A 23,162-nucleotide genomic window follows, 5' to 3' on the forward strand; every position below is an offset into this window, starting at 1 on the left:
CAGTGGCTCAGACACGCATGCCTGACCATGCCCCAAGATTGTGCCGAGATCTGCCGATGCCCGTAACCGCCCGTGCTGCCGTTCTGGAATATATGGGCCATGCCACGCCCTATGCCGACAGCCAGCCGCTGAAAATCCGCGAGGTCATACTGGATGATCCCAAGGCGGGCGAGGTTCGCGTGCGTATCAAGGCCGCGGGCCTGTGCCATTCGGACCTGTCGGTCATTAATGGCGACCGCCCCCGCCCCCTGCCCATGGCTCTGGGTCACGAGGCGGCGGGCATTGTCGAGGCGGTTGGTCCAGACATCGACGATCTGTCGGTTGGCGACCATGTGGTGATGGTGTTCATGCCATCGTGTGGGCACTGTGGCCCCTGTGCCGAAGGACGCCCCGCCCTGTGCGAGGCGGGCGCTGCGGCCAATCTTGAAGGGCGGTTATTATCGGGCCGACGCGCCTTTGTGTGCGAGGACGGACCACAACTGAACCACCATCTCGGCTGTTCGGCCTTTGCCACCCATGCCGTTGTCTCGCGCCGCTCGCTGGTGAAGATCGACAAGGATTTATCGTTCGAGCACGCCGCCCTGTTTGGCTGTGCGGTACTGACAGGGGTCGGGGCCGTGGTGAACACGGCGCAGCTCAGGGCCGGTCAGTCCGCTGTGGTTATCGGCCTTGGCGGTGTGGGACTTGCGGCAGTTCTGGGAGCATTGGCAGCGGGGGCCAGCCCTGTGGTGGCCGTTGATCTCAACCCCGACAAACTGGCACTGGCGGCAACGCTTGGCGCAGTGCACACGGTCAATGCCGCCGATCCCGATGCCGTGGATCAGGTTCGCGCCCTGACACGCGGCGGGGCCGATTTTGCCTTCGAGATGGCCGGTTCGGCGCGCGCACTGGATGCCGCATGGAAGATGACGCGGCGTGGCGGCACCACCGTCACCGCTGGTCTGCCGCCGCCCGATGCCGTCCTTGCGGTCAATATTGTCAGTCTGGTCGCCGAAGAGCGCACGCTCAAAGGGGCCTATATCGGCACCTGCGTGCCCAGTCGCGACATCCCCCGCTATATTGGCCTGTTCAAGGACGGACGCCTGCCCGTTGACCGATTGATGTCAGGCACACTGACACTGGACCAGATCAACGGAGCGTTTGATGCACTGGCGGACGGCATGGCCGTGCGCCAGATTGTGCATCTTTAGGCGTCCAAAAGGGCCTCGACCTCATCACGGTTCGCCAGCGACGACTGCGCGCCTGCCCGCGTGCAAGCCACAGCGCCCGCCGCACAGGCGAACTCCAGCGCGTCCTGCGGCTCCATCCCTTCCAGCAGGGCCACGGTGATGGCCCCGACAAAGGCATCGCCCGCGCCAACCGCATCCACCGCGCTGATCTGTGGCGGGGTCGCCCACGCCATTTCGACGCCGCGCAGATACATGGCCGCCCCGCGTGCGCCCTTGGTCACGACGACGCGCCCGCCGCCATGGTGCAAGGCATCGCCGTAAAACGCCGCTTCGGTTTCATTGACCACAATCAGATCGGCGCGGCGCAGCATGGCATCCGACACGGGTGCCGCAGGGGCCAGATTCACACAGACAAACTCGGTCGCCCGTCCCACCGCCGCCTCGACGGTTTCGATCGGCAGTTCCAGTTGCACGATCAGCGGCGTTTCGATCCGCGCCGGAAGCTGTTCGGGCATGACATTGTGGTTGGCACCGGCGGCCACGGTGATCTGGTTCTCGCCATGGGCATCGACCGAGATCAGGGCCACACCGGTCGGGGCATCGGCATCGGTGACCACACCGCCCAGCTCTACGCCATAGGCTTCCAGCAGGGCCGTTGCAGGCAGGGCCATCTCGTCATCGCCCACACGACCGATCATGCAGACCTCGGCCCCCAGCTTGCGCGCGGCCAGTGCCTGATTGGCACCCTTACCACCCGGATGGCGAGCCAGTGTCGCGCCTGTCACCGTCTCGCCCGCACGCGGCAGGCTGGCACAGGTGGCCACATAGTCGAGATTGATCGAACCGACGACCGTGATCCTCATGCCTTTGCTCCCGCGCTCGCCAGGGTTTCGCTGATCAAATCGAATATGCCTTCGCCATCGGCTTTTACAGCCCACAGATGGCGGGCTTCCAATAGATCACCGCGCATCTCCACCGCCGTGTGGCCGCGCGTAAGATCGCTTTGTGTCTCGATACGGATTTCGGCAGGACGCAGGCGGAACAGTTCGGGGGCCATCACATAGGCCACGGTGCAAGGGTCATGCAGAGGCGCGGCATCCCAGCCGACAATGGTCCGCTCGACACGTTGCGAAAAACGCAACATGCACGCGACCGTTTGCGAGGATGCATTGTCGATGGCCTCGATGGTGCGGATACGTTCTTCGGTGGCGCGTACCTGATGGGTCGCGTCCAGCCCGATCATCACCACCGGCACAGGGCTTTGCATCACTTCGTGCGCGGCATCAGGGTCGGCCCAGATATTGAACTCGGCACTGGCGGTAATATTGCCGCCTTCGCTGCGGGCACCGCCCATGGCTACGACCTGTTTCAGGTGTCCGGCTAGTTGTGGCTGGCGACGCAGAGCCAGAGCCAGATTGGTCATCGGCCCCATCATCACCAGATCAACCGTACCGGCAGGACGCGCCATCACCAGACGGATAATGGCATCGGCGGCCGGTTCGGCCTCGACACCCTTGGCGGGATCGAACGGGGCCATGTCGCCCAGCCCTTCCTCGCCATGAAATTCTCCGGCCCCCGCAGGGTCACGCACCAGTGGGCGGTCGGCACCGGCAAATACCGGCACGTCCTCTCGGTTCGCGATCTGGCGCAGGATACAGGCATTACGCGCAGTTTGCCCGGCGGGAACATTACCCCCCACCGTGGTAATCGCCAGCAGGTCGATATTCGAGGCCGCAAAGGCCATCAACAGTCCGGTGGCGTCATCCACCCCCGGGTCGCAATCAATGATCAGGGTCGTTTTCACCACCCTTCACTGGCCCTTGATGCAGCACAAGGCAAGCCGTGTCAGGACAGCTTTTGGGGACACTCGAACAGGTTTTTATAAAAACACATATTTCAACTCTTCCCCAAGGAACCTTCCCCAAGAACGCCAGTTTACAAGACAGAACCCACCGGATTTTCCCCCACCCCCAATCCGGTCGGTTCCCGGCGGCCCGGTCAACACGCCCCCCGACTGAGAAACCGGGCCGCCCCCTCCTCCCCCATCTGACCGACCTCACCTGATGCAAACTTTGTTGTGCTCTGGCCCTTGCACGCACCGGACGGGCGTCCATATGCTTTGCAACACTATCTGTTTCAGAAAGCACCCACATGACCGACAAAGCTCCCCTGAAGATCGACTTTGTGTCCGATGTCATGTGCCCGTGGTGCGTGATCGGGCTGGGTGGTCTCAATCAGGCGCTGGACAAGCTGGCTCCTGAAGGGATTTGTGCCGAAATCACCTGCCAGCCTTTCGAACTCAACCCGCAAATGGTCGCCGAGGGTGAAAATCTTGGCGAACATATCCAGCGCAAATATGGCTCGACGCCTGAGCAGTCGGCCGCCAACCGAGCCATGATCCGCGAACGCGCCGCCGAAGTTGGATTTGATATGCAGATGACCGAGCAGTCGCGTATCTGGAATACGTTTGATGCCCACCGTCTGCTTCACTGGGCCCACCAAGTTGCGCCCGACCGCCAACTGACGCTAAAAATGGCCCTGTTCAAGGCCCACTTCACCGATGGCCGCAATATCTCCGATGCCGGTATCCTGACCGAGATTGCCGAAAGCGCCGGTTTTGACCGCGCCGAAGCCGCCGAGATTTTGGCCTCCAGCCGTTATGTGAAGGAGGTGCGCACTTCGGAACAACTGTGGCAATCGCGCGGGATCACGTCTGTTCCCGCTGTGGTCATCAACGACCAGTATCTGATTTCCGGCGGCCAACCCGCGCAGGTCTTCGAAAACGCCTTGCGAGAAATCGCCTCCCAAAAAACTGTAACACCGGCATAACCCCACGACACACAAAGTTGTTAGCTGGAACAGCGCGGCCATATGGGGCTAAGAAAGCCCCATGATCACTGCCCCCCTGCCCGATGCCACCCAAGATAACTGGGTTGACCGTTACGCCCCGCAAAAGCTGAAGCCTTGGCTGAAGCTGGGGCGTTTTGATCGGCCGATCGGTACATGGCTTTTGCTGCTACCGGGCTGGCAGGGCATCATGCTTGCGCTTGCGGAAACCGAACGCAGCTTTGGCGGGTACGAGGCATGGCTGATCGTTGGTTTTGCCATCGGCGCGGCCCTGATGCGCGGCGCGGGCTGTGCTGTGAACGACATTGTGGACCGCGATTTCGACGCACAGGTCGCCCGCACGGCCAGCCGTCCCATTCCGTCCGGCCAGATCAGTCCGAAACAGGCCGCCGCCTTTGTGGTCGGCATCTGCTTGGTCAGTTTGTGCATTCTGCTGACCATGAACCTGATGGCGGTTCTGCTGGGCTTCCTCAGCCTGTTTCTGGTCGCCGCCTATCCTTTCATGAAGCGCATCACATGGTGGCCACAGGCCTGGTTGGGCCTGACCTTTAACTGGGGGGCTGTACTGGGTTTTGCGGGGGCCAGCGTAGCCGCGCCTCTGGCCATGACAGGTTTTGTCAGCCCCGCAGCGCTGGCACTTTATGCCGGTGGCCTGTTCTGGACGCTGGGCTATGACACCATCTATGCACTTCAGGACATCGAGGACGATGTGATGGCGGGGGTAAAGTCCTCGGCCCGTCGTCTGGGCTCCAAGGTGCGCGAAGGTGTCGCTGTTTTCTATGCGTTGGCCTTTGTGCTGGCCGGTGTCTCCGGCTGGCTGGCCAAGGCGGGGCCCTTGTTCTGGGCTTTCCTCGGTTTCTACGGTCTGCATTTTGTATGGCAGATCGCGAAACTGCTTCCGGACAATCCGGTGCTGGCCCTCAAACTCTTCAAATCCAATCGCGAGGCCGGATTGATCCTTCTGGCCGCTATAGCGTTAAGCCAAGTCAGTTTCTGATTTCATTTCGGGTGGATAGCCACATGAAAATCTCGCGCACTTTCCGTTACCTGCTGCTGGGCAGCGCCCTTGCAATCGGCGTTACCGCCTGTGACCGCGACAAGGCCAAGGAAGTGGAAAAGCCCGCTGCGATCGCCGAAGTGGACGGGCCGCTGACTTATGAATCCTCCACCCCTTACGCCAAGGTCAGCCTGACCCTGCCCGAGGCCATCAAGGGTTATCCAGACCTCTACAAACAGTTGTACGATGCCGAGGTTGGCAAGCTGAAAGACTATTCAGAGGGTGCCCAATCGGATCGTAGCGAGTTCGGCAGTGCCGACTTGCCGCCGTATGAAAAGACCATTCTCTACAGCCAGCCTGTCGAGACGGGCCGTCTGTTCAGTATGCTGCGTTCGGACTTTGACTATTCGGGCGGGGCCCATCCCAATACGGTCGCCACCGGCCTGTTGTGGGATCGTACCACCAACCAGATGCTGTCGGCCTCCGACCTGTTTGCGACCGATGCCGACAAGGCTGCGCTGAACCGCATGCTGTGCGATGCCGTCAACACTGCCAAGAAGGGCCGCCAAGGCGCAGTGCCTTTGCAGGCCAGCGGCATGTGGACCTGCCCAGATGCCTCCAAGGTGGCCATCATGCTGGCTCCTTCCGATACGACGGGCAAGGCCTCGGGCATCACCTTCCTGCTCAACGCCTATGATGTCGGCCCCTATGTCGAAGGGGCCTATTATCTGACCATCCCATTCGAGACTCTGGGCAAGGCCATCAACCCGACCTATGCGGCCGAGTTTGCGGGCACAGGGGCAAAGGGCGATGTGACCCAGACCCTACGCCCGCAATAAAAGCGGCTAGTCGCTCGCCAGGAACGCATCAATCAGTGCGTTAAGGCGCTCGGGTTGATCATACATGATGAAGTGGCGGCTGTTCTCGACAGCCTCCAGCTTCACATCAGGCAGGGCTGCATATTCACGCGTCCACATGGCCGGAGCCAGCGCGCCCTGACCGCCCGAATGGTCCACCGCATAGACGGCCCAGAACGGCACACTCACCTTGCCCAGATCGGCGCGCGCATCGGCTACCATCAGCTCGGCAATCGCCGTGGCGCGGGCCTGAGGATCGGACTTCATCGAGTCTTCGATAATAGCAGTGCGCTTGGCTTCGGTCAGCGTCATGCCTACTGCCGTTTGCGCCTGCTGGGCGCGGAACATTTCCGGCGAGACGGCCAGCAACATGGCCTTGGTCTGGTTGGCGATCGGGACCAGATTTTCTGGCGTCGCTTGCGGGCCCATCAACGCCCCGAAAAAGGGCAGACTGTCCACACTCATGACCTTGGACAATAGATCGGGATGTTGCTGGGCCAAACGCAAACCCGCAAACCCGCCCATCGAATGACCGATCAAGGCCGGCTTATCCAGGGTGCCGGCATAGCGGGCCAGTTCATCCAGCGCCGGTGCGAGGAAGGGACCATCGCCATGGCTCCATGCCTGTCCTGCAAAGCCTGAAAACTGCACCAGATGCACACGGTGGGTGGCAGCCAAGCGTTCGGCTGTTTCATTCCATACCTCACGCGACGAGGTATAGCCGGGCACAAAAATCACATCCGGCCCCTGCCCCCTAACCTCGACAGACAGACGATCCGAGGCAAAGGGCGCAGCTGGCGTCGCCTGAGCCGCAAAGACGGGTGTGACCACGCCCGCCGCCGCGACGGACAGGGCAAATACAATGGCAAAACGCAACGCAAACTGACGAACGGATCGAACGGGCTTCATGGCCGTCTCCTGAGAAAAAAAGTGCGTTATCTAGATATGCGGATTGTCGAAAACCTCTTCGACGGGGCAGGCGAACAGAGCGGCAATGCGATAGGCCAGATCCAAAGACGGATCGTGTTTGTCGCTCTCGATCGCGATCACTGCCTGACGTGAAACGCCCAGTTGCTGGCCCAGCTGTTCCTGTGTCCAGCCGCGCTCGACCCGCAGCAATTTCAGCCGGTTCTTCATTTGCTGTCCCTGATAAACAAGCTGACAACACCCAGCAGGAACCACATCAGGCAGTAGCCCCACCAAGTCGCCAGATGCGGCACACCGGCAAAGGTTTCGAGAAAGCCCCAGACCGTCATAATGCCGAAGGTCGCCAGACAGGCCACGATCAAACGCTTGGCCAGCAGGGTGCGCACGAACTCGTCAGCATCGCGCAGATAGCGCAGCGTCACCCATAACTGACCCATAATGGCCAGCCCGGGAAGCGCCGCCAGAAGATACAGAAATGGCCCCGAAACCATATGACGATCGGTCAGAAAGACCGCCGCCATCAAGGTCACCACATAGGCAGTCATAGCCATGAATGTCCCACGACGATAACGGGCATCGGGTAAAATCTCTTTGGCACTCATGACCGTTCTCCTCTGAATGTAAGGAGAACCTGACACCCATAAAATGTAATGTCAACATTACAAAATGTTAGAACAACATTACAAATCCAAGCCCTTGATCCTGCTTGCGATTATGCCAATCCATGGCAATGTGCCGCTCATGAAATCCTGCCGTCTTGCCCGTCTGTCTCTGGTTTTTGTCGCCTGCCTTGCAACCCCGGCGACCGTGCTGGCGGCCCCCCCGTCATTCTATAATCCGGACATCGCAGGATCACGCGATGTCAGGGACCTGCCGCGTTTTGAAAACGCCCGCATCCGTGCCTTCCAGCAACGGGACAATGCCGAGATCAGCGTCCCTGTGGATGCCATCAATACTCGTGCTGAAGAGAACACCAAGACGATCCAGCTTCAGGGGACTATCATCCATACGGATTATGTGATCCGCCCCTTGCGTCCCGCCGCCGATATTGACCGCCATTATGAGAATGTTTTGCGGAATGCCGGTTATGAAACCGTGTTCCGCTGCGCCGGTATTGCCGCCTGCGGGTCACGCATGGGTTCTATGATCCTGAATGACGGCAATGTCGCGCCCGCCGGTTTCGCGGATGGCCTGTTTAACGACCAGATGCGGGTGCGGGTGGCCAAAAAAGGAGCCACGTGGGTGCTGCTGCATGTGATACAGGGGCCCGACCGCGCCTTGGTCTATCAGGCTGTTATCGAGGGCGCTCGAGAGTTGGAATAAGTGCCGCGCATTGACGATCCCGAGGCTTTCATCCTCGCCAATACCCGCCTGCAAACGGTGTCGCACACGCCGGAAATCTCACTGTATCTGGCAGACGAGATCACCCCCATCTGGCGACTGACCGAAGAAGAGCTGGGCGAAATGGGCCTACCCCCGCCTTTCTGGGCCTTTGCATGGGCAGGCGGGCAGGCATTGGCCCGCTGGCTTTTGGACAATCCGCGCGAATGTTCGGGCAAGTCGGTTGTTGATCTGGCCACCGGCTCGGGGCTTGTGGGGATTGCCGCCGCCCTGAAGGGGGCCACCTCGGTTCTGGCCGCCGATATCGATCCGTTCTGCGAAGCCGCAGTCAAGGTCAATGCCACAGCCAATAGTGTGGCGCTCGACTTTACCGATACCAATCTTTTGCAAAGCCCGCCGCCACTGGTGGATCTGATCTGTGCCGGTGATGTCTTCTATGACCGCGACATGGCCACGGCTGTACTGAGCTGGCTGACGGCGGCCCGCGCCAATGGCACGCGGGTTCTGGTCGGTGATCCGGGGCGTAACCATTTCCCCAAAACCGGGCTGACCTTCCTTGCCGAATACACCGTACCGACAACGCGCGAACTGGAAGACAACGAGGTAAAACGCTCACGCGTCTGGGCACTGGATTAAGCCCAGTCTTACGCTCCGTTACAGCGCATCTATTCCCCTTGATACGCATTGTGAATACTCTGGATCGCTGAACAAACCGGAAGGCTCGGCTGATGAAGTGGCAAGGTGGACGTCGTGGCGGCGGTATCGAGGATCGTCGCGGCATGGGCGGCGGGGCTGCGGTGGGCGGCGTCGGTATTGGCGGTCTGGTAATCGCGGGCATTCTTTACTTCGTCTTTGGCGTTGATCCGCAGACCAGCCAGCAGATTGCCGGCCAGCTTGGCGGACAGTTGGGCAATGCGGGCCAAACCGAGGGCCGCCCCGGCACGCCTGCCGACGATGCGGGCCTGTTCGTCGATGTGATCGGGGCCAATATCAACGACGTCTGGACCCAGAAACTTCAGGGCTATAACCCGCCCGTGACCGTGCTTTACGAACAAGGCACCCAGACTGCGTGCGGCATGGGCCAGTCGGCCATGGGGCCGTTCTATTGCCCCGCCGACCAGAAGGTCTATCTGGACCTCGGCTTCTGGCGCGACCTGCAAAATCTGGGTGGTTCGGGTGCCGATTTCGCCAAGGCCTATGTCATCGCCCACGAATATGGCCACCACGTCCAGCGTCTGACCGGCGCTACCGATCAGGTTCAACGCGCCCAGCAAAACGCCCGCAGCCGCGCCGACGGCAACCGCTATTCGGTCGCGCTGGAACTACAGGCCGACTGCTATGCGGGTGTCTGGGCGCATAATGCCGCCCTCGTTTCCGGTGGCGAGGTAAGCGTCACCGACACCGACCTGATGGAAGGCATGAAGACTGCCGCCGCCATCGGTGACGATGCGCTGCAAAGCCGTGGTGGTGGCCGCGTCTCTCCCGAAAGCTTTACCCACGGCTCGTCCGAACAGCGCATGCAGTGGCTGCAGCGCGGCTATCAGTCCGGTGATCCCAATACTTGCAACACCTTTGCGGGCCTGTAGGCTCTAGCCGATCGTCAGGTCCAGCTGACCTTCGACAAACAGGGCCTTACGCCCCAGATCGAGCGCCAGCTTTCGCCCCCTGAATGCCCCGATGCCCAGCAAGGCATCGGGATAGTTGGGCAACGGGGAATCTCCAAACACAGCCACCCGCTCATTGCGGCGCATCTCGTCACCAAAAGTCAGGGTATACACCTCGACCCAGCGGGCCTTGGCCACACCACCCAGCACCAGACTTTGTCCAGCCTCTTCGGGACGGCCATCCAGAATGCCCGCCTCGGTGGCGACGGCCTCGCTCAGCGACAATAGCGATGACGCCCCCGTATCAAGAACCGCCGTCACCACAGCGCCCTCGACGCTGACCTCGACACCCAGTGCATCGCCAACAGCTTTGGTGGCGACCGCGCGCATATCCGGTTCGACCTGCCAGATTTGCGGGTCCAGAAAGCGTACGCGGCGGCGTGGCAGATCCATCTCGACCACCACCTCGCGCAAAAGATCACGACCGATAATCAGCGCCACACCCGGTTCGTCCGCATCTTGGGCCAGAGGGCCAAGGTCCAGAATGGCTGTGCGCAAGGCGGGCACCTTAAGGCCCGCCATTTCCAGCAACAGCGTGGTGCCGCGTCCGACCTGCGCCTGACCGCCCACACCATAGGCTAGCATGGGCATGTCAAATGTTTTGCCGATATGGCCCGCCGTGGTCAGTCGCTCGGCCAGCGCCTTGTCGATCACCGAATACTGGGCACCGCTGTCGATCAGGGCCAGCACCGGCTGGCCCGCCACCCTAACGCGAATAACCGGCAAGGACAGGGCTGGTTGCTCCAGCGTGATCCACGAACTTTGCGCGTCGAAAGCCGGTTGCGGCCTGCGCCACAGGACATTGTCCTTCAGCCACAAACCACCGGTGACCACCGCCGCCAGACCGGCAGCATTTAAAAGAAACGAGCGACGACGCATGTTCAACACATGAACGTTTCGCGACCCGAAATCCACACCTTGCCCGCAATGGGCATCTTCTTGCGCCAAATGAGGAATATTTCATTCTGCGGCGCAACATTTTCCATGACGTGACCCGTTCCGAAGTCTAGGAATGCAGTATTATGACTGCATCCGCCGACCGATACGTTTCGACCCGCGGCTACGCCGCCGATGAAAACTTCGCCGATGCCCTGCTGCGCGGCATTGCCCCCGATGGTGGCCTCTACATGCCCGCCGCATGGGCCACCATGCCCGCGGACATTACCCAAAAAGGACGCACCTATGCCGATATCGGCCGCGATGTCCTGAACCCCTATATTGGCAGCGCCCTGCCTGCCGGTGCCGTGGAACGCGCCCTGAAACGTCTGGTAGAGGGTTTTGACCATCCGCTGGTAACGCCTCTGGTGGAACTGGAAGCGGGCCTGTTCGTGCTGGAGCTTTTCCGTGGCCCAACGGCTGCGTTCAAAGACCTCGCCATGCAATTGGTGGCCGCCCTGTCCGACGAGGCGCTGGAAGCCACCGGCGAAACCCTGACCCTGCTGACCGCCACCAGCGGCGATACGGGTGCCGCCGCCGTGCGCGCCTTTGCCGGTGCCAAGCGGATCAAGCTGATCGTGCTGCACCCGCTGGACCGCGTCTCGCCGATCCAGCGCAAACAGATGACCACGGTTCAGGCCGACAACGTGCTGAACCTTGCAGTGCGCGGTGATTTCGATGACTGCCAGCGGCTGGTGAAGATGCTGCTCTCGGACGAATCCTTGCGCGAAAAAGGCCGCCTGTCCTCGGTCAACTCGATCAACTGGGGCCGTCTGGCGGGCCAGATTCCCTATTATGTTTCGGCCACGGCCCAACTGGGTCAGGCTGCGCATTTTGTGGTGCCGACCGGAAACTTCGGCGATGCCTTTGCCGGTATTGCCGCCAGGAAGATGGGCCTGCCGGTTGCCGGCATGACCGCCGCCGTCAACCAGAACGATGCGCTGGCCCGCGCCATCAATGAAGGCGTCTATGACCGCCGCACCGCCATCGAGAGCGCCAGCGTCTCTATGGATGTTCAGGCCCCGTCGAACTTCGAGCGCCTGGTGTTCGAGGCCTCCGGTCGTGATGCCGACCTGACCCGCCAGCTGTTCGAGGACTTTGCCAAGAACGGTACCGTCACCCTGCCCGACAGCCTTCTGGCCTCGCTGCGCAAGGAAACCTCGCCAGTGTCGGTGGACGAAGCCACCACCGCCGAAGAAATCCGCCACGCCCATAAGGCATGGGGTCGTGTTGTGTGTCCGCATACTGCCGTCGCCCTGCATGCCGCCCGCAAGATGGACCGCAACGGCGCACCGGTCGTGGCCCTGTCCACGGCCCACCCGTCCAAGTTCGGCGGGTATGTCGAAAGCGTACTGGGCGTCGCCCCCGAACCTGCTCCGGTAATCACTGCTCTCGGGGATCAGCCCGAGCGCCTCAGCGTGGTCGAGAACGACTATGCCAAGGTTCTGCAAACCGTGAGCGGTTTCAGCGCCTGAACGCCTGATAAAGCATCAACGCCGACAAGGTAAAACCATCCTCGATCTGTCCGTCCGCTATCAGGGCGGGCAGATCGGACAGCGAAACCAGCCGCATAGATTCTGCCTCGTCATCGGGCGGCAACCGCACCATGTCGGGTGCAATCTGAACTGCAAACACCGCCACACGAGAACGCAGAATACCCGTATTGGCCCGCACATGGCCGATCGGCTGGAACGCCTCTAGCGGCAGGTCATAGCCTGTCTCTTCACGCAGTTCGCGGCGGGCACAGGTGCCAGCATCCTCGCCAGCCCCCCCGAAACCGCGCGGGATTTCCAGCGTCAATTCCATATTTTGCGACGGTCTGCGCATTTCCAGCAGCAGCAGCTTATCGCCCACAACAGGCAGTACCACCGCGCCTTCGCCCTTGGTGTTTTCCTCGATGATGTAGAAGTCACCTTCCTTCACCACATGAAACCACGGGTTTTCGTAAACAATCATCGGATTTCGATCCCCATGGATTGGGTCAGACGCGGATAAAGGCCAAACCAGTTTTTACGCGTGGCCCATTTGAACGAGGTATACTGTAGCTTGTCCTCGACAAAGCTGGCGGCCTCATCAGTCAAAAACTCGACCAGTTGTCCGGTTCCAAAGGCCGTGACCAGATCAAAGCCTTTTAAAGCATATTCAAACCATTTGCGCTGTTCGCTCAGCGCCGCAGCCCCTACGCCCAGATGCAGCAAGGCCGCAGGAACCTGACCCAGAACCGGTATCCGGTCCATCACAAAGGCCTCGCCCGAGGCAACGAACAGGCCATTGTAACAGGCGTCGATCACCTCCAGCTTAAAACCGGATGCATGCTCGCCCAGTTGTTGCTCGCTGGCGCGATACCACAAGGAACGCGACACCAGATCGGGGGCCATGATCTCCAGTTCCGACAGGCACAGTTCGGGCCGCTCCTGTTTCCATTGTGCGAACTCAGGTGAAACAAGAATGGCATCGGTCAAGGAACGCGGATGCAGGCTGATCGGACTATAGACCGGCTTGAGGCGCTTCAAAGTGCGGTCCATCCCGCGCAGGTCCGACTTAAACTCGGCTAGCGCCAGTTGAGACAGTTCGCCCTTACGGGACTGGAAGCGGGTCAGGAAATGATGGTCCGGTAGGTTATCGAAATAATCTTCCAGAGAGTCCGGTGCAGCCTCGCCTGGCACACGGATCACAATCCCGCCCTGTCCTTCCTTGCTGCCCGACCACAGCTTCAACATGCTGTTTTCCAGCATCGAGGCCATGCCCGTATTATCCAGCAGAAGATTTGGCGTCAGGATCGCGCCCTTGGACAGGGCGATCGACATGGTGAACCGCTTTTCAAGCTCGACGGGCGATAACCGGCGCACCGGATCGCAATTGGCCAGAAACATCTTTTCTTTGAACAACATGCGCCACCCTCATACGCGTTCAAACCTATGGGGGTGTGATCCTGTGGTCCAGCTTTAGATGATGCGTTTTATCTGACATCAGGTCAGAGTCGGCACCTTCCACCACGCCGTGCGCCGCCAGAACGGAGCCGGATCTTTGGGTGTGACGAAATGGGCCGGATCGTGGAACAGGCGGTCATGCAGGCGTGTCAGCGTAAAGCGCACTGCCGCTGCCATACCCATTTGCGGCAGCAGGCTCGCTTCCATTGCCGTCAACGGACGCACCGATTCATAACCCTGATGGAAAGCCTTGATCGCCTCGGGATCGGCTCGCCCTTCGGCATCGAAACCCCATGCCGACAGCGCAATGGCCAGATCGTAAACCAGCGCCCCGTTGCATCCGTAATAGAAGTCGATCACCCCGCCGATGCGATCACCGTCAAACAGCACATTGTCGGGGAAATAATCGGCATGAATGGCCCCTTGCGGCAAAAACGACGGATCAAAAAGACGCGCCAGATCGGGCATTAAACGCTCGATCTCGTCCAGCATTTTGCGATCCGAACCCTCGGCCCGCGTTGCGCTGCGCTCGGCAAGGGCGCGCCAGTGCGACGGCCCCACCGGATTGTCACGCCGCGCCGTATAGTCCTGTCCGGCCAGATGAAGTTCGGCCAAGGTGCGGCCCGCCAGATGCTGATCGACCAGTGTGGGCTGCTTGCGCCATGCACCCGCCGCCCATTCCACCAGTGCCGCCGGACGTCCTTTCAGTGCGCCCGACAGTCGCCCGTCCAGATCAGCCACAGGCGATGGCGTGGCAAAACCCTTGGCCCCAAGATGCTGCATCAGGCCCAGACAGAAGGGCAGACCCTTCTGTTCTTCCACCCCTTCAAAAAGGGTCAGGACATAGGCCGCATCGCGTGTACGAACACGATAGTTCGTGTTCTGCACACCTTCTGCAATCGGCGTGAACTCAATCACTTCCGACAGGGGCCAGGCTTTCAGAAAAGCCTTGGCCTCGGCCTCTAATACGGGCGTGAAAACAGCCATTTAAGTCTTAAACCAGTTCGACCGCTGCGCGTCGTGCCCGTACGATGTCGGCGACATCGGCCAGAACGCTTTCCGTGGTGGCCCAACGCCCTGCGCCGCGCCCCTTACAGGCCCAGACACGACCGTCAGCACCAAAGACTTTGAGCGCATTACGCTCGCCGTTCAAGGACTGGAACAGGGCATCTTCCAGCGCATTGTTCAGGCGCACCGACGCATCCAGATCACCCGCCTTGTCGAAACAGGCTCCGATCTGGCGCACCGGCGAGGCACCGACCTTGGTTTGGGCCGACAGGGCATCACACGGCACATCGTTCGGCACCTTGCCAAAGGCCTCATAAGACAGAAGCTTGACCTTGGCGGCGGCATCGCGGCCTTCCAGATCGGAAGACGGGTCTTCCTCGGCAAAACCTGCGGCGCGGGCATCGGCCAGAGCATCGGCAAAGTCCGCACCCTCGCCCAGACGTTGCAGCATGAAGTTGACCGTGCCGTTCAGAACAGCCTCGAAACCGGCCACCGGACCTGCGGCACGGGCCGCACGCAGCGTCTCGATCATGGGCGAGCCGCCACCGACCGAGGCCGACCATGCAACACGCGCACCGTTTTCATTGGCCAGTTTTTGCAGGCCTGCCGGATCAAGCGCAACGGCCTGTTTATTGGCGCTGACGACATCCACACCCTGTGCCAGAGCGCGGCGGATCAGGTCATGACCGGCCTCGCCTTCGGACAGGGCCTCGATCACCAGATCGGGCTTCTTGGCCAAAAGCGCATCGACATCGTTGCTGAACAGTTCGGCCGGCGCATCGACATCGCGGCGCTTGAACGGATCACGCACCAGAACGCCAACCACCTCGAAACCGTCATCCCACAGAAGGCGGCTGAGCAGACCACCGCCCACCACACCGCAACCGGCAACGACCACTTTCAGCGGAGCCTCGGCACCGACCGGTCCAGGAGGGGCATTGTGATGGCCCACCACCGTACCTTCGGCACGGCCCAGAGCAGCCACCTCGATCGAGACATTGCGGTTTTCGGCCAGATCGATGGCATCATGCTGGACCAGAGCACCGCCGAGCTGACGCGCCGTCTCCCAGCTGGCGCGACGGTAACGCTGCGGCGTGCCGGATGCGCAGGCCGGATCGCGGTCGTAAAGACCATCCACGTCCTTCACCAGACGTACCTTGTCCAGACCCAGTTCGGCCGCCAGAACCACAGCCGACAGATCCGAACCACCACGGCCCAGAAGCGCCACACGACCACAGTCGCGCACGGCACCAAAGCCGGGCACCACAACCACTTCGTGTTGCGACAGAGCTTCGCGCAACTTGTTGTTTTTCAAGGACACAGGGCGCGCATGTTGTGACGGACCCTCGGCCGAAATTCCCAGTTGCTGGACCGACAAACCCACAGCATCCAGCCCCACGCGATCACAGGCAATCGCCACCAGAGCCGCGGCACGCTCCTCGCCCAGCACCACATAGGCCGGCAGCAGTTCGTTGTCGTGATCCAGCCCCAGTTGGCGGGCCTCCGATAGCAGTTTGTCCGTCTCGCCCGCCAGGGCCGACACCACTGCCACGACCTTACGGCCACGGCGCACATGGCTGTAGATTTCGCTTGCGACAGCCGGTGCATCGGCAGGGCTTTTCAGCACCGAAGAACCGAATTTCAACACCACAACTTCGGCATCGAACTGGGCTTGAGGTTTCTGGTGTTCAGCGACGAGAGCGAGAGAGGCAGACATGGGATTTTCCTGTGGTCGGGGAGTGCGTGGTGTGGGTTCGGGATGGATCGGGACATGAAAAACCCCGCCTCGGGTTACCGGGCGGGGTGATCGGGTTTCGTGCTTTTCGCCTGACTTGGCGCGCGTCAACCTGTCCCCGCCCTGATGGGCATGGTGGTGGTACCGGTAGTGATAATGGTGGTCATGGACGCGCCGAAGCCCATCGCCGTTGCGGCGACGAGGATCAGTTCAGTGCTGTCGATGCGTTGCATCACGGCGGTCGTCCAAGGTTTGTTCAAGTTGGCCTTAGGGTGAGCGACGATGCTGCACCGCGTCAACCCCCTGTTCGAATAATTTTTCAAAAAGACGCTTTGAAGGATCATAAACGTCGCACATACGCCAATCGACTTTCAAACGAGGTGAAATTTTCCACTTGACCCGCGCTCTTGCAAACACCAGTTTGGTTTCACTCATCAAGACCAGCTGAGGGATTAGGCCCTTTGACGCTGGGGCAACCATCGGGTTCCGCCCGAAACGGTGCCAACTCCTGCGGGGTTCCGAAAGGGACCGCGAGAGATGGGTGGAGCGTCGATAAGGCGGCGCGCCACAGGTCTGTCACTGCACGGGTTTCGGGAATGAGCCGGAACTTTTGATTGCGTGACGAGACCCATGACCTTGGCCCTGATCCAGACCGACGAAACTGCCGCCGACCCTTCCTGTCGTCCTGCATCCGCACGCCGCCCGTCGGCCCTGTTGCAACGCGAGGGAGCCCACGATGTCTATGTTCCGATCCCAGACGATTTCGAGCTCGATTTCGGCGGAAAGCTGACCCAAAAACAGGTTGTTGGCCGCCTGCATGGCAAGCCCAATGCCCCGCTGGTTGTGGTGGCGGGCGGCATTTCCGCCGACCGCTATGTCCACCGCACCGAGACCAAGGGTCTGGGCTGGTGGTCAGGAGCCGTGGGTGTGCGCGCCCCGATCGATCTGACCCGCTATCGCGTTCTGGCTTTTGATTTTGCACCGGAATTCGGCGACAAGGTCAAAGAGCCCCAAGCCCCTTTGACCATCACCACCCAGGATCAGGCCCGCCTTCTGGCCCTGCTCTTGGATCACCTCGGTGTGAACAAGGTCGCCGCCTTTATCGGTTGCTCCTATGGCGGCATGATCGCCTTGGCCTTTGGCGAAATCTATCCCGACTGGGCCGAGCAACTGGTGGTCGTCTCCGCCGCCCACCGCCCGCATCCTCTGGCCACCGCGTGGCGGGGTATTCAGCGCCGCATTCTGCAACTGGGTGTGGAAACCGGACGTGTCGATCAGGCCGTCGGTCTGGCGCGCGAACTGGCCATGACCACCTATCGCACTCCCGAAGAATTCGATTCCCGTTTCGACAGCGAGGCCCCCAGCCATGCCGGTCAGGCCTATCCTGTCTGTGACTATCTGAAGTCACGCGGCAAGGCCTATCGCGACCGCACCTCGCCGAACCGCTGGCTGACCCTGTCCGATTCCATCGATCGCCACCGTGTCGAACCCGAAGCCATTACCGCCCCTGTTACCCTGATCGGTTTCAACAGCGACCGCCTGTGCCCCATTGAGGACATGGCCGAACTGGCCGACCGCCTGCCCAATCTCTGGCGCTTTGTCCGCGCCGATTCTCTGTATGGCCACGACGCCTTTCTGAAAGAAGACAAGTTCGTGGGCGAAATCCTGACCTCAGTTCTGAAGGACGTTGACCAATGACCTACGCCCGCTCTGCCGATCCCCGCACCATCGCCGCCCGCCATGGCGTCGATACGGACACGGCTCACGGCTCGGTCATGCCGCCGCTTTATCTGTCGTCCAACTATTCGTTCGCGGGCTTCGATCAGAAGCGCCAGTATGACTATTCGCGCTCGGGCAACCCGACCCGCGACGTGCTGGCCGAAACCCTTGCAGAACTGGAAGGCGGCACTGGCGCTGTCATCACCGCCACCGGTATGGCCGCAGTGGATCTGCCGCTCAGCCTGCTGTCGCCCGATGATCTGCTGATCGCGCCGCATGACTGTTATGGCGGCACTCACCGCCTGCTATCGGCCCGCGCCCGCAAGGGTCATTTCCGCGTCGCCTTCGTCAACCAGAACGACGGTGCAGCACTAGATGCTGCTCTCGTCGACGGAGCCAAGCTGGTGCTGGTGGAAACGCCCTCCAACCCGCTTTTGCGCGTCAGCGACATTGCCGATATCAGCCGCCGCGCTCATGCGGTCGGGGCCAAGGTGGTGGCCGACAACACCTTCCTGTCGCCCGCCCTGCAAAACCCGCTGGCACTGGGGGCCGACATCGTCGTCCATTCGACCACCAAATATATCAATGGCCACTCGGACGTAGTTGGCGGTGCGGTGATTTCCGCCGATGCGGACGTGCATCAGGAACTGGCATGGTGGGCCAATTGTCTGGGCATTACCGGCTCTCCGTTCGACGCCTATCAGACCCTGCGCGGGCTTCGCACCCTGTTTGCCCGTATCGAGCGCCAGCAGGCCACAGCCACCAAGCTGGCCACCATTCTGGAAGCCCATCCCGCCGTCAGCGCTGTCCACTATCCAGGCTTGAAATCCCATAGCGGGCATGAACTGGCCGCCCGCCAGCAGCGCGGTTTCGGAGCCATGCTCAGCTTTGAAGTGGTGGGCGGCACCGATGCCGTCTGCACCCTCATCAACAATGTCGAGATTTTCACGCTGGCTGAATCGCTGGGCGGGGTCGAGAGCCTGATCGCCCATCCGGCCACCATGACCCATGCCGCCATGACGCCAGAGGCCCGCGCGACTGCCGGTATCACTGATGGTCTCATCCGTATCTCGGTAGGGCTGGAGCATGAAGACGATATTATCGCCGATCTGGTTCCGGCACTGGACGCCCTATTGGTCAGCCAAGCCGCCTGAGATCAAAACCGCCCATAAGAAAGCCCCCGTCGTGAAACGGGGGCTTTTTTATTGTCCGCATCAGAGGATCAGGCTGCGGCAGCCATATCCTGTATACGCTGGCGACTGATTTCAAACTGGCGCATCAGGCGATCCAGTTCGACAGCATCCTGAGCCAGCGAACGGCTGGCCGCGGTCGATTCCTCAACCATCGCGGCATTCTGCTGGGTGACCTGATCCATCTGGCTGACGGCCATATTGACCTCGGCCAGACCCGTGGCCTGCTCTTTGGATGAAGCCTCGATCTCAACGGCAATATGGGTCAGACGACCAATCTGGTCGGCAATACGTTGCAAGGCTGTACCGGTTTGGTTGACCAGAGTAACCCCCTGTCCCACCTGCTGGCCGGACGCCGAGATCAGGGTCTTGATTTCCTTGGCCGCATCGGCCGAACGCTGGGCCAGCGCACGCACTTCGGACGCCACCACAGCAAAGCCGCGACCGGCATCACCCGCGCGGGCAGCTTCTACACCGGCATTCAATGCCAAAAGGTTGGTCTGGAACGCGATTTCATCGATCACACCGATGATGTCACCGATCTTCTTGGACGAAGCCTCGATCTGGTCCATGGCGGCCACAGCACGGTTTACCACCTGCTGCCCCTCCGTCGCCTGATCGTGCGACAGGCGCACCATCGAGCCCGCCTCATGAGCCCCATCTGCCGAGCGGGCAACGGTGGCTGTGATTTCCTCGACGGCAGCGGCTGTTTCTTCCAGCGAGGCGGCTTGTTGTTCGGTACGGCGCGACAGGTCGTCCGAGGCTTCGCTGATCTGCTGGGCCGCAGCCCCAATGGCGGCGGCACGGTCCATAATCACCGCAACAGCCGCTTCCAGCTTGTCGGCAGCGCGGTTGAAGTCGCCCTTCAGCCCCTGCGCCTGTTCGTTGAACTCTGCAGTAATCCGGTGCGTCAGATCACCATTGGCCAGTGCCGACAGACCCTCTGCCAAGGCTCCGATCGCCACGGCATCCTCTGCGGCGGCCTTGGCTTTCTCGGCTTCGTTACGCTCGCGCTCTGCATCGGCCAAGCGGCGGGCAGTGGCGGCCTCCTCGGCCAGACGCTTGTTCTCGATACCCTGCTCGCGGAAGGTCACAACGGCCTCGGCCATCGCGCCGATCTCGTCACGGCGACCAACAGCCGGAACGACGACATTAAGATCACCCTGAGCCAGTCGTCCCATGGCGCGGGTCATATCCACCACCGGCTTGGACAATGCATTTACCAGCCACAGAGCTGCCGTAATCGCAATCGCGAATGCGATCAGACCACCGACGACCAGAACCACAAATACATTGCGGTAGGCCTTTTCACGAGACGCGATGCTGTCGGATTTCAGCTCTTTCAGACGCTGGGTTATGCCTTCGCGAATCTCGCGCACAGCACCAATACGTCCTCTATCGGCCATGCTGGCGACCACACTGTCATGTAGGGCCGGATTTTCAGCATCGGCCATCATCTCGCGGGCCTCAAGGGTAAAAGCCTCGGCCGCCTGCGCCAGCCGCTTTTGCTCGTTGAGAAAAATTCCCTTGCTGTCTGCCGCAGCCAGATCGGTCATACCGGCAAGATAGGCTTTGTGGTGGTTTTCAAACCCTTGTTTGAACTCAGGGTCCAGCGAAGACGCATAGCCGCGCATGTTCAGCTGTTGATTGAGAACCGCCACCTGAACCTTACTGACAGCGGTTTCCAGATCCTCAGCCATAGCGACCTGCTGACCTTCCTGCTGGATCGCAAGCACCGAGAATAGGACTAACAGGGTTGCCGATCCGCAGGCAGCGATAATTGCCGCAAAGGACAGGAATAACTTTTTTGGAACGGACAGATTTTGAAGCACAGGGCACTCAACACGCACAATTTTGATTGCGCGTGTTTAGTCCGAGAAGCGTTTACAAAGCTTAGCTATGCTCTGCGTAATTCTACGCAAATTTGCTCACGCCAATGCTTTTACAACCACGAGTATTGCCGTCACCAACAGATAGATGGCAAAGGCCCGCCGCAGCATACGGCGGTCCAAGCGATGGGCCAGACGTGCGCCATAGGGTGCCGTCCATGCCGTCAGCAAACCCATGATGATGGCGGCCGGAATATTTACAAATCCGAGGGTCAAGGGCGGCACGCCGGTCTTGCCAAGCCCAAAGACAATATAGCCCAGCGACGCCACCGCACCGATGGCCAGCCCAAAGCCCGAAGAGGTAGCCACGGCCTGATGGATCGGGCGATTGCACAGGGTCATGACCATACCGCCAAAGCTACCGCCACCAATGCCCATCATGGCGCTGAGTGTACCGATAACCGAAGCTGTCAGGCGACGCCCCCAACCTGTCGGCAAATCTTGACGCAGAACAAAGGTCGCGGGCAACAAGCCCATCTGGGCCGCAATCCCGACCAGACAAACACCATAAACGATCGATAGCGCCGACATGGGCGATCCACCGGCGATAAATGCCCCGACGAGCGCGCCGAATGCCACCCATGGCGTCCAAGTTTTCAGCACCACCTCGTCTACCGCGCCATGTTTGCGGTGGGTGGAAAGCGAACGCAGCGAGGTTGCCACAATCGTCAGCAAACTGGTACCGATGGCGACGTGCAGATTGCTCTCGCCGCCGACACCTAAAACACTAAAGGCATAGAACAGAGCGGGCACCAGAACCGTGCCCCCGCCCACACCGAACAGACCGCCAATCAAACCGGCAATGGCTCCGGCTCCGATCAGGGCCGCCATCATCATGGCAAGTTCGGAAACCGGCAGGCCGTTCACGCCGCGTCATCACCCTGAAAACGGCGGGCTTCGGCCTCGCGCACGGCATCCATAGCACGGTCCAGTACCTCGATACCGGCTCCGGCCTTGACGCCCTCGACCGTCAGGATACGCCGGAAGGCCCGCGCCCCGGGGCGGCCATGCATGGCCCCCAGCATATGGCGGGTAATGCCCGCCAGATTGATTCCGCGCTCAAGTTGCGAGGCGATGTAAGGCTTATAGGCCTCCAGCGCGTCGAAGATGTCGGTGTCGGTTGTGTCGTCCTCATAGATCAGGCGGTCGGCCTGACCCAGCATCGACGGCTCGTGATAGGCGGCACGGCCGATCATCACGCCATCCAGCGCCACACCGTCATAGGGCTGCAGCAGTTCCAGCGCCTGTTCCAGCGAGGCGATGCCGCCATTAATGCCGATGGTCAGGTGCGGGCGTTCCTTTTTCAGCCGCTTGACCAGATCATAGTCCAGCGGAGGAATGTCGCGGTTTTCCTTGGGCGAAAGTCCCTTCAACCACGCCTTGCGCGCATGGACAGTAAAGTCGGTAATGCCCACAGCAGCACAGGCATCGACCGTGGCAAACAAACTCTCAAATGGGTCTTGGTCATCCACACCGATGCGGCATTTGACGGTGGCGGGTACCGAGACGGCTTCCTTGATGGCGGCCATACATTCGGCCACCAGTTCCGGCTCCTTCATCAGACAGGCACCGAAACGACCCGACTGCACGCGGTCCGAAGGACAGCCGACGTTCAGATTGATTTCATCATAGCCGTATTGCTCGCCCACCTTGGCCGCCTCAGCCAACTGTTTCGGGTCAGAGCCACCCAGTTGCAGCGAAATCGGGTGTTCCGCATCCGAAAAGCCCAGCAGATAGTCCTGATCACCATGCAGCACAGCCGGAGCCGTCACCATCTCAGTGTACAGCAATGTCCGGCGCGACAAGGTGCGGTGGAACGCACGGCAGTGTCGGTCGGTCCAGTCCATCATCGGGGCAACGGACAGTCTGTGACGGGGATGCTTCATCAGGCTCGGGCAAAAACAAAAGGTTACGGCGACCCTATACGCGACAGGGTCGCCATAGCCTAGTAGG

Annotated in this window: 24 protein-coding genes and 1 riboswitch; of the genes, 10 read left to right on the forward strand and 14 right to left on the reverse strand. The window is 60.7% G+C overall.

What is annotated here, in order from left to right; translation table 11 throughout:
• The first annotated feature begins 56 nt into the window (after positions 1-56).
• A complete protein-coding gene (locus WEU32_RS13180; RefSeq protein WP_406852213.1) occupies positions 57-1,190 on the forward strand; it encodes a zinc-dependent alcohol dehydrogenase family protein in 1,134 nt (377 codons plus the stop codon).
• On the opposite strand, the gene WEU32_RS13185 is transcribed toward WEU32_RS13180, so the two are convergent.
• Both WEU32_RS13185 and WEU32_RS13190 read right to left on the reverse strand, forming a co-directional pair.
• Positions 1,187-2,032, reverse strand: coding sequence for a ribokinase (locus WEU32_RS13185; protein ID WP_406852214.1), 846 nt, complete (start codon positions 2,030-2,032; stop codon positions 1,187-1,189). The genes WEU32_RS13180 and WEU32_RS13185 overlap by 4 nt on opposite strands.
• Positions 2,029-2,973: a nucleoside hydrolase gene (locus WEU32_RS13190; protein WP_406852215.1), complete on the reverse strand. Its 945-nt coding sequence runs from the start codon at positions 2,971-2,973 to the stop codon at positions 2,029-2,031. The genes WEU32_RS13185 and WEU32_RS13190 overlap by 4 nt, the downstream gene beginning before the upstream one ends.
• A 347-nt stretch (positions 2,974-3,320) precedes the next feature.
• On the opposite strand from WEU32_RS13190, the gene WEU32_RS13195 reads away from it, so the two are divergent.
• The 3 genes from WEU32_RS13195 to WEU32_RS13205 all read left to right on the forward strand — a co-directional run bounded on the left by WEU32_RS13195 (position 3,321) and on the right by WEU32_RS13205 (position 5,852).
• Positions 3,321-3,998, forward strand: a complete 678-nt coding sequence (locus WEU32_RS13195; RefSeq protein WP_406852216.1) for a DsbA family oxidoreductase — start codon at positions 3,321-3,323, stop codon at positions 3,996-3,998.
• Between the two features lie 61 nt (positions 3,999-4,059).
• On the forward strand, positions 4,060-5,013 hold the full coding sequence (gene ubiA / locus WEU32_RS13200; RefSeq protein ID WP_406852217.1) for a 4-hydroxybenzoate octaprenyltransferase: 954 nt from the start codon (positions 4,060-4,062) through the stop codon (positions 5,011-5,013).
• A gap of 23 nt (positions 5,014-5,036) precedes the next feature.
• A complete protein-coding gene (locus tag WEU32_RS13205) occupies positions 5,037-5,852 on the forward strand; it encodes a DUF3298 domain-containing protein (protein WP_312138949.1) in 816 nt (271 codons plus the stop codon).
• A gap of 6 nt (positions 5,853-5,858) precedes the next feature.
• On the opposite strand, the gene WEU32_RS13210 is transcribed toward WEU32_RS13205, so the two are convergent.
• Genes WEU32_RS13210 through WEU32_RS13220 form a run of 3 tightly spaced genes read right to left on the reverse strand, consistent with a single transcriptional unit; the run spans position 5,859 to position 7,399 of the window.
• Complete coding sequence (locus tag WEU32_RS13210) at positions 5,859-6,779, reverse strand: alpha/beta fold hydrolase (RefSeq protein WP_406852218.1); 921 nt, start codon at positions 6,777-6,779, stop codon at positions 5,859-5,861.
• Positions 6,780-6,809: 30 nt separating this feature from the next.
• Positions 6,810-7,007: a helix-turn-helix transcriptional regulator gene (locus WEU32_RS13215; protein WP_312138945.1), complete on the reverse strand. Its 198-nt coding sequence runs from the start codon at positions 7,005-7,007 to the stop codon at positions 6,810-6,812.
• Entirely contained in the window at positions 7,004-7,399 is a 396-nt protein-coding gene (locus tag WEU32_RS13220) for a hypothetical protein (RefSeq protein WP_312815818.1), read from the reverse strand. Before WEU32_RS13220 ends, WEU32_RS13215 begins: the two co-directional genes overlap by 4 nt.
• 64 nt (positions 7,400-7,463) lie before the next feature.
• On the opposite strand from WEU32_RS13220, the gene WEU32_RS13225 reads away from it, so the two are divergent.
• The 3 genes from WEU32_RS13225 (at position 7,464) to WEU32_RS13235 (ending at position 9,724) form a co-directional block, all read left to right on the forward strand.
• Positions 7,464-8,120 (forward strand): hypothetical protein, encoded by a 657-nt coding sequence (locus WEU32_RS13225; RefSeq protein ID WP_406852219.1) that lies wholly within the window; start codon positions 7,464-7,466, stop codon positions 8,118-8,120.
• Positions 8,121-8,774: a class I SAM-dependent methyltransferase gene (locus WEU32_RS13230; protein WP_406852220.1), complete on the forward strand. Its 654-nt coding sequence runs from the start codon at positions 8,121-8,123 to the stop codon at positions 8,772-8,774. It begins immediately after the preceding gene.
• A 92-nt stretch (positions 8,775-8,866) separates the two neighbouring features.
• On the forward strand, positions 8,867-9,724 hold the full coding sequence (locus tag WEU32_RS13235; protein ID WP_406852221.1) for a neutral zinc metallopeptidase: 858 nt from the start codon (positions 8,867-8,869) through the stop codon (positions 9,722-9,724).
• Between the two features lie 3 nt (positions 9,725-9,727).
• Here WEU32_RS13235 and WEU32_RS13240 read toward each other — a convergent pair whose 3' ends face one another.
• Positions 9,728-10,681: an aspartyl protease family protein gene (locus WEU32_RS13240; protein WP_406852222.1), complete on the reverse strand. Its 954-nt coding sequence runs from the start codon at positions 10,679-10,681 to the stop codon at positions 9,728-9,730.
• Positions 10,682-10,824: 143 nt separating this feature from the next.
• Between WEU32_RS13240 and thrC the strand changes: the two genes are divergently transcribed.
• Complete coding sequence (gene thrC / locus WEU32_RS13245) at positions 10,825-12,213, forward strand: threonine synthase (protein WP_406852223.1); 1,389 nt, start codon at positions 10,825-10,827, stop codon at positions 12,211-12,213.
• Here thrC and WEU32_RS13250 read toward each other — a convergent pair.
• The 5 genes from WEU32_RS13250 to WEU32_RS13270 all read right to left on the reverse strand — a co-directional run bounded on the left by WEU32_RS13250 (position 12,203) and on the right by WEU32_RS13270 (position 16,671).
• Entirely contained in the window at positions 12,203-12,694 is a 492-nt protein-coding gene (locus WEU32_RS13250) for an NUDIX hydrolase (RefSeq protein ID WP_406852224.1), read from the reverse strand. The two genes, thrC and WEU32_RS13250, sit on opposite strands and share 11 nt — an antisense overlap.
• Positions 12,691-13,629: a hypothetical protein gene (locus tag WEU32_RS13255; RefSeq protein ID WP_406852225.1), complete on the reverse strand. Its 939-nt coding sequence runs from the start codon at positions 13,627-13,629 to the stop codon at positions 12,691-12,693. Before WEU32_RS13255 ends, WEU32_RS13250 begins: the two co-directional genes overlap by 4 nt.
• A gap of 78 nt (positions 13,630-13,707) precedes the next feature.
• Positions 13,708-14,655, reverse strand: a complete 948-nt coding sequence (locus WEU32_RS13260) for a homoserine kinase (protein ID WP_406852226.1) — start codon at positions 14,653-14,655, stop codon at positions 13,708-13,710.
• A gap of 7 nt (positions 14,656-14,662) precedes the next feature.
• Positions 14,663-16,393 carry a homoserine dehydrogenase gene (locus tag WEU32_RS13265; RefSeq protein ID WP_406852227.1) on the reverse strand — a complete coding sequence of 577 codons (1,731 nt, stop codon included), beginning with the start codon at positions 16,391-16,393 and terminating at the stop codon, positions 14,663-14,665.
• A 125-nt stretch (positions 16,394-16,518) separates the two neighbouring features.
• Positions 16,519-16,671 (reverse strand): hypothetical protein, encoded by a 153-nt coding sequence (locus WEU32_RS13270; protein WP_406852228.1) that lies wholly within the window; start codon positions 16,669-16,671, stop codon positions 16,519-16,521.
• Positions 16,672-16,839: 168 nt separating this feature from the next.
• Positions 16,840-16,955: riboswitch (SAM riboswitch) on the forward strand.
• 86 nt (positions 16,956-17,041) lie between these two features.
• Between WEU32_RS13270 and WEU32_RS13275 the strand changes: the two genes are divergently transcribed.
• Together WEU32_RS13275 and metB are read left to right on the forward strand one after the other, a co-directional pair.
• Entirely contained in the window at positions 17,042-18,109 is a 1,068-nt protein-coding gene (locus tag WEU32_RS13275) for a homoserine O-succinyltransferase (protein ID WP_406852229.1), read from the forward strand.
• Positions 18,106-19,284: a cystathionine gamma-synthase gene (gene metB / locus WEU32_RS13280; RefSeq protein WP_406852230.1), complete on the forward strand. Its 1,179-nt coding sequence runs from the start codon at positions 18,106-18,108 to the stop codon at positions 19,282-19,284. Before WEU32_RS13275 ends, metB begins: the two co-directional genes overlap by 4 nt.
• A gap of 68 nt (positions 19,285-19,352) precedes the next feature.
• Here metB and WEU32_RS13285 read toward each other — a convergent pair whose 3' ends face one another.
• The 3 genes from WEU32_RS13285 to dusA form a co-directional block, all read right to left on the reverse strand.
• Entirely contained in the window at positions 19,353-21,020 is a 1,668-nt protein-coding gene (locus WEU32_RS13285; protein WP_312138920.1) for a methyl-accepting chemotaxis protein, read from the reverse strand.
• 228 nt (positions 21,021-21,248) lie between these two features.
• Positions 21,249-22,076 (reverse strand): sulfite exporter TauE/SafE family protein, encoded by an 828-nt coding sequence (locus WEU32_RS13290; RefSeq protein WP_312138919.1) that lies wholly within the window; start codon positions 22,074-22,076, stop codon positions 21,249-21,251.
• Entirely contained in the window at positions 22,073-23,059 is a 987-nt protein-coding gene (gene dusA, locus WEU32_RS13295) for a tRNA dihydrouridine(20/20a) synthase DusA (protein ID WP_406853456.1), read from the reverse strand. The genes WEU32_RS13290 and dusA overlap by 4 nt, the downstream gene beginning before the upstream one ends.
• Between the last annotated feature and the right edge of the window lie 103 nt (positions 23,060-23,162).

This window comes from Brevundimonas sp. BH3 (assembly GCF_045345115.1).
Taxonomy (GTDB): Bacteria; Pseudomonadota; Alphaproteobacteria; order Caulobacterales; family Caulobacteraceae; genus Brevundimonas.

Excerpts from the sequence above, each read along its gene's own strand:
- WEU32_RS13180 (WP_406852213.1), top strand. The coding sequence starts at position 57 with ATGCCCGTAACCGCCCGTGCTGCCGTTCTGGAATATATGGGCCATGCC.
- WEU32_RS13185 (WP_406852214.1), bottom strand. The coding sequence starts at position 2,032 with ATGAGGATCACGGTCGTCGGTTCGATCAATCTCGACTATGTGGCCACC.
- WEU32_RS13195 (WP_406852216.1), top strand. The coding sequence starts at position 3,321 with ATGACCGACAAAGCTCCCCTGAAGATCGACTTTGTGTCCGATGTCATG.
- ubiA (WP_406852217.1), top strand. The coding sequence starts at position 4,060 with ATGATCACTGCCCCCCTGCCCGATGCCACCCAAGATAACTGGGTTGAC.
- WEU32_RS13205 (WP_312138949.1), top strand. The coding sequence starts at position 5,037 with ATGAAAATCTCGCGCACTTTCCGTTACCTGCTGCTGGGCAGCGCCCTT.
- WEU32_RS13210 (WP_406852218.1), bottom strand. The coding sequence starts at position 6,779 with ATGAAGCCCGTTCGATCCGTTCGTCAGTTTGCGTTGCGTTTTGCCATT.
- WEU32_RS13215 (WP_312138945.1), bottom strand. The coding sequence starts at position 7,007 with ATGAAGAACCGGCTGAAATTGCTGCGGGTCGAGCGCGGCTGGACACAG.
- WEU32_RS13220 (WP_312815818.1), bottom strand. The coding sequence starts at position 7,399 with ATGAGTGCCAAAGAGATTTTACCCGATGCCCGTTATCGTCGTGGGACA.
- WEU32_RS13225 (WP_406852219.1), top strand. The coding sequence starts at position 7,464 with ATGTTAGAACAACATTACAAATCCAAGCCCTTGATCCTGCTTGCGATT.
- WEU32_RS13235 (WP_406852221.1), top strand. The coding sequence starts at position 8,867 with ATGAAGTGGCAAGGTGGACGTCGTGGCGGCGGTATCGAGGATCGTCGC.
- WEU32_RS13240 (WP_406852222.1), bottom strand. The coding sequence starts at position 10,681 with ATGCGTCGTCGCTCGTTTCTTTTAAATGCTGCCGGTCTGGCGGCGGTG.
- thrC (WP_406852223.1), top strand. The coding sequence starts at position 10,825 with ATGACTGCATCCGCCGACCGATACGTTTCGACCCGCGGCTACGCCGCC.
- WEU32_RS13250 (WP_406852224.1), bottom strand. The coding sequence starts at position 12,694 with ATGATTGTTTACGAAAACCCGTGGTTTCATGTGGTGAAGGAAGGTGAC.
- WEU32_RS13255 (WP_406852225.1), bottom strand. The coding sequence starts at position 13,629 with ATGTTGTTCAAAGAAAAGATGTTTCTGGCCAATTGCGATCCGGTGCGC.
- WEU32_RS13260 (WP_406852226.1), bottom strand. The coding sequence starts at position 14,655 with ATGGCTGTTTTCACGCCCGTATTAGAGGCCGAGGCCAAGGCTTTTCTG.
- WEU32_RS13265 (WP_406852227.1), bottom strand. The coding sequence starts at position 16,393 with ATGTCTGCCTCTCTCGCTCTCGTCGCTGAACACCAGAAACCTCAAGCC.
- WEU32_RS13275 (WP_406852229.1), top strand. The coding sequence starts at position 17,042 with ATGACCTTGGCCCTGATCCAGACCGACGAAACTGCCGCCGACCCTTCC.
- metB (WP_406852230.1), top strand. The coding sequence starts at position 18,106 with ATGACCTACGCCCGCTCTGCCGATCCCCGCACCATCGCCGCCCGCCAT.
- WEU32_RS13285 (WP_312138920.1), bottom strand. The coding sequence starts at position 21,020 with ATGGCTGAGGATCTGGAAACCGCTGTCAGTAAGGTTCAGGTGGCGGTT.
- dusA (WP_406853456.1), bottom strand. The coding sequence starts at position 23,059 with ATGATGGACTGGACCGACCGACACTGCCGTGCGTTCCACCGCACCTTG.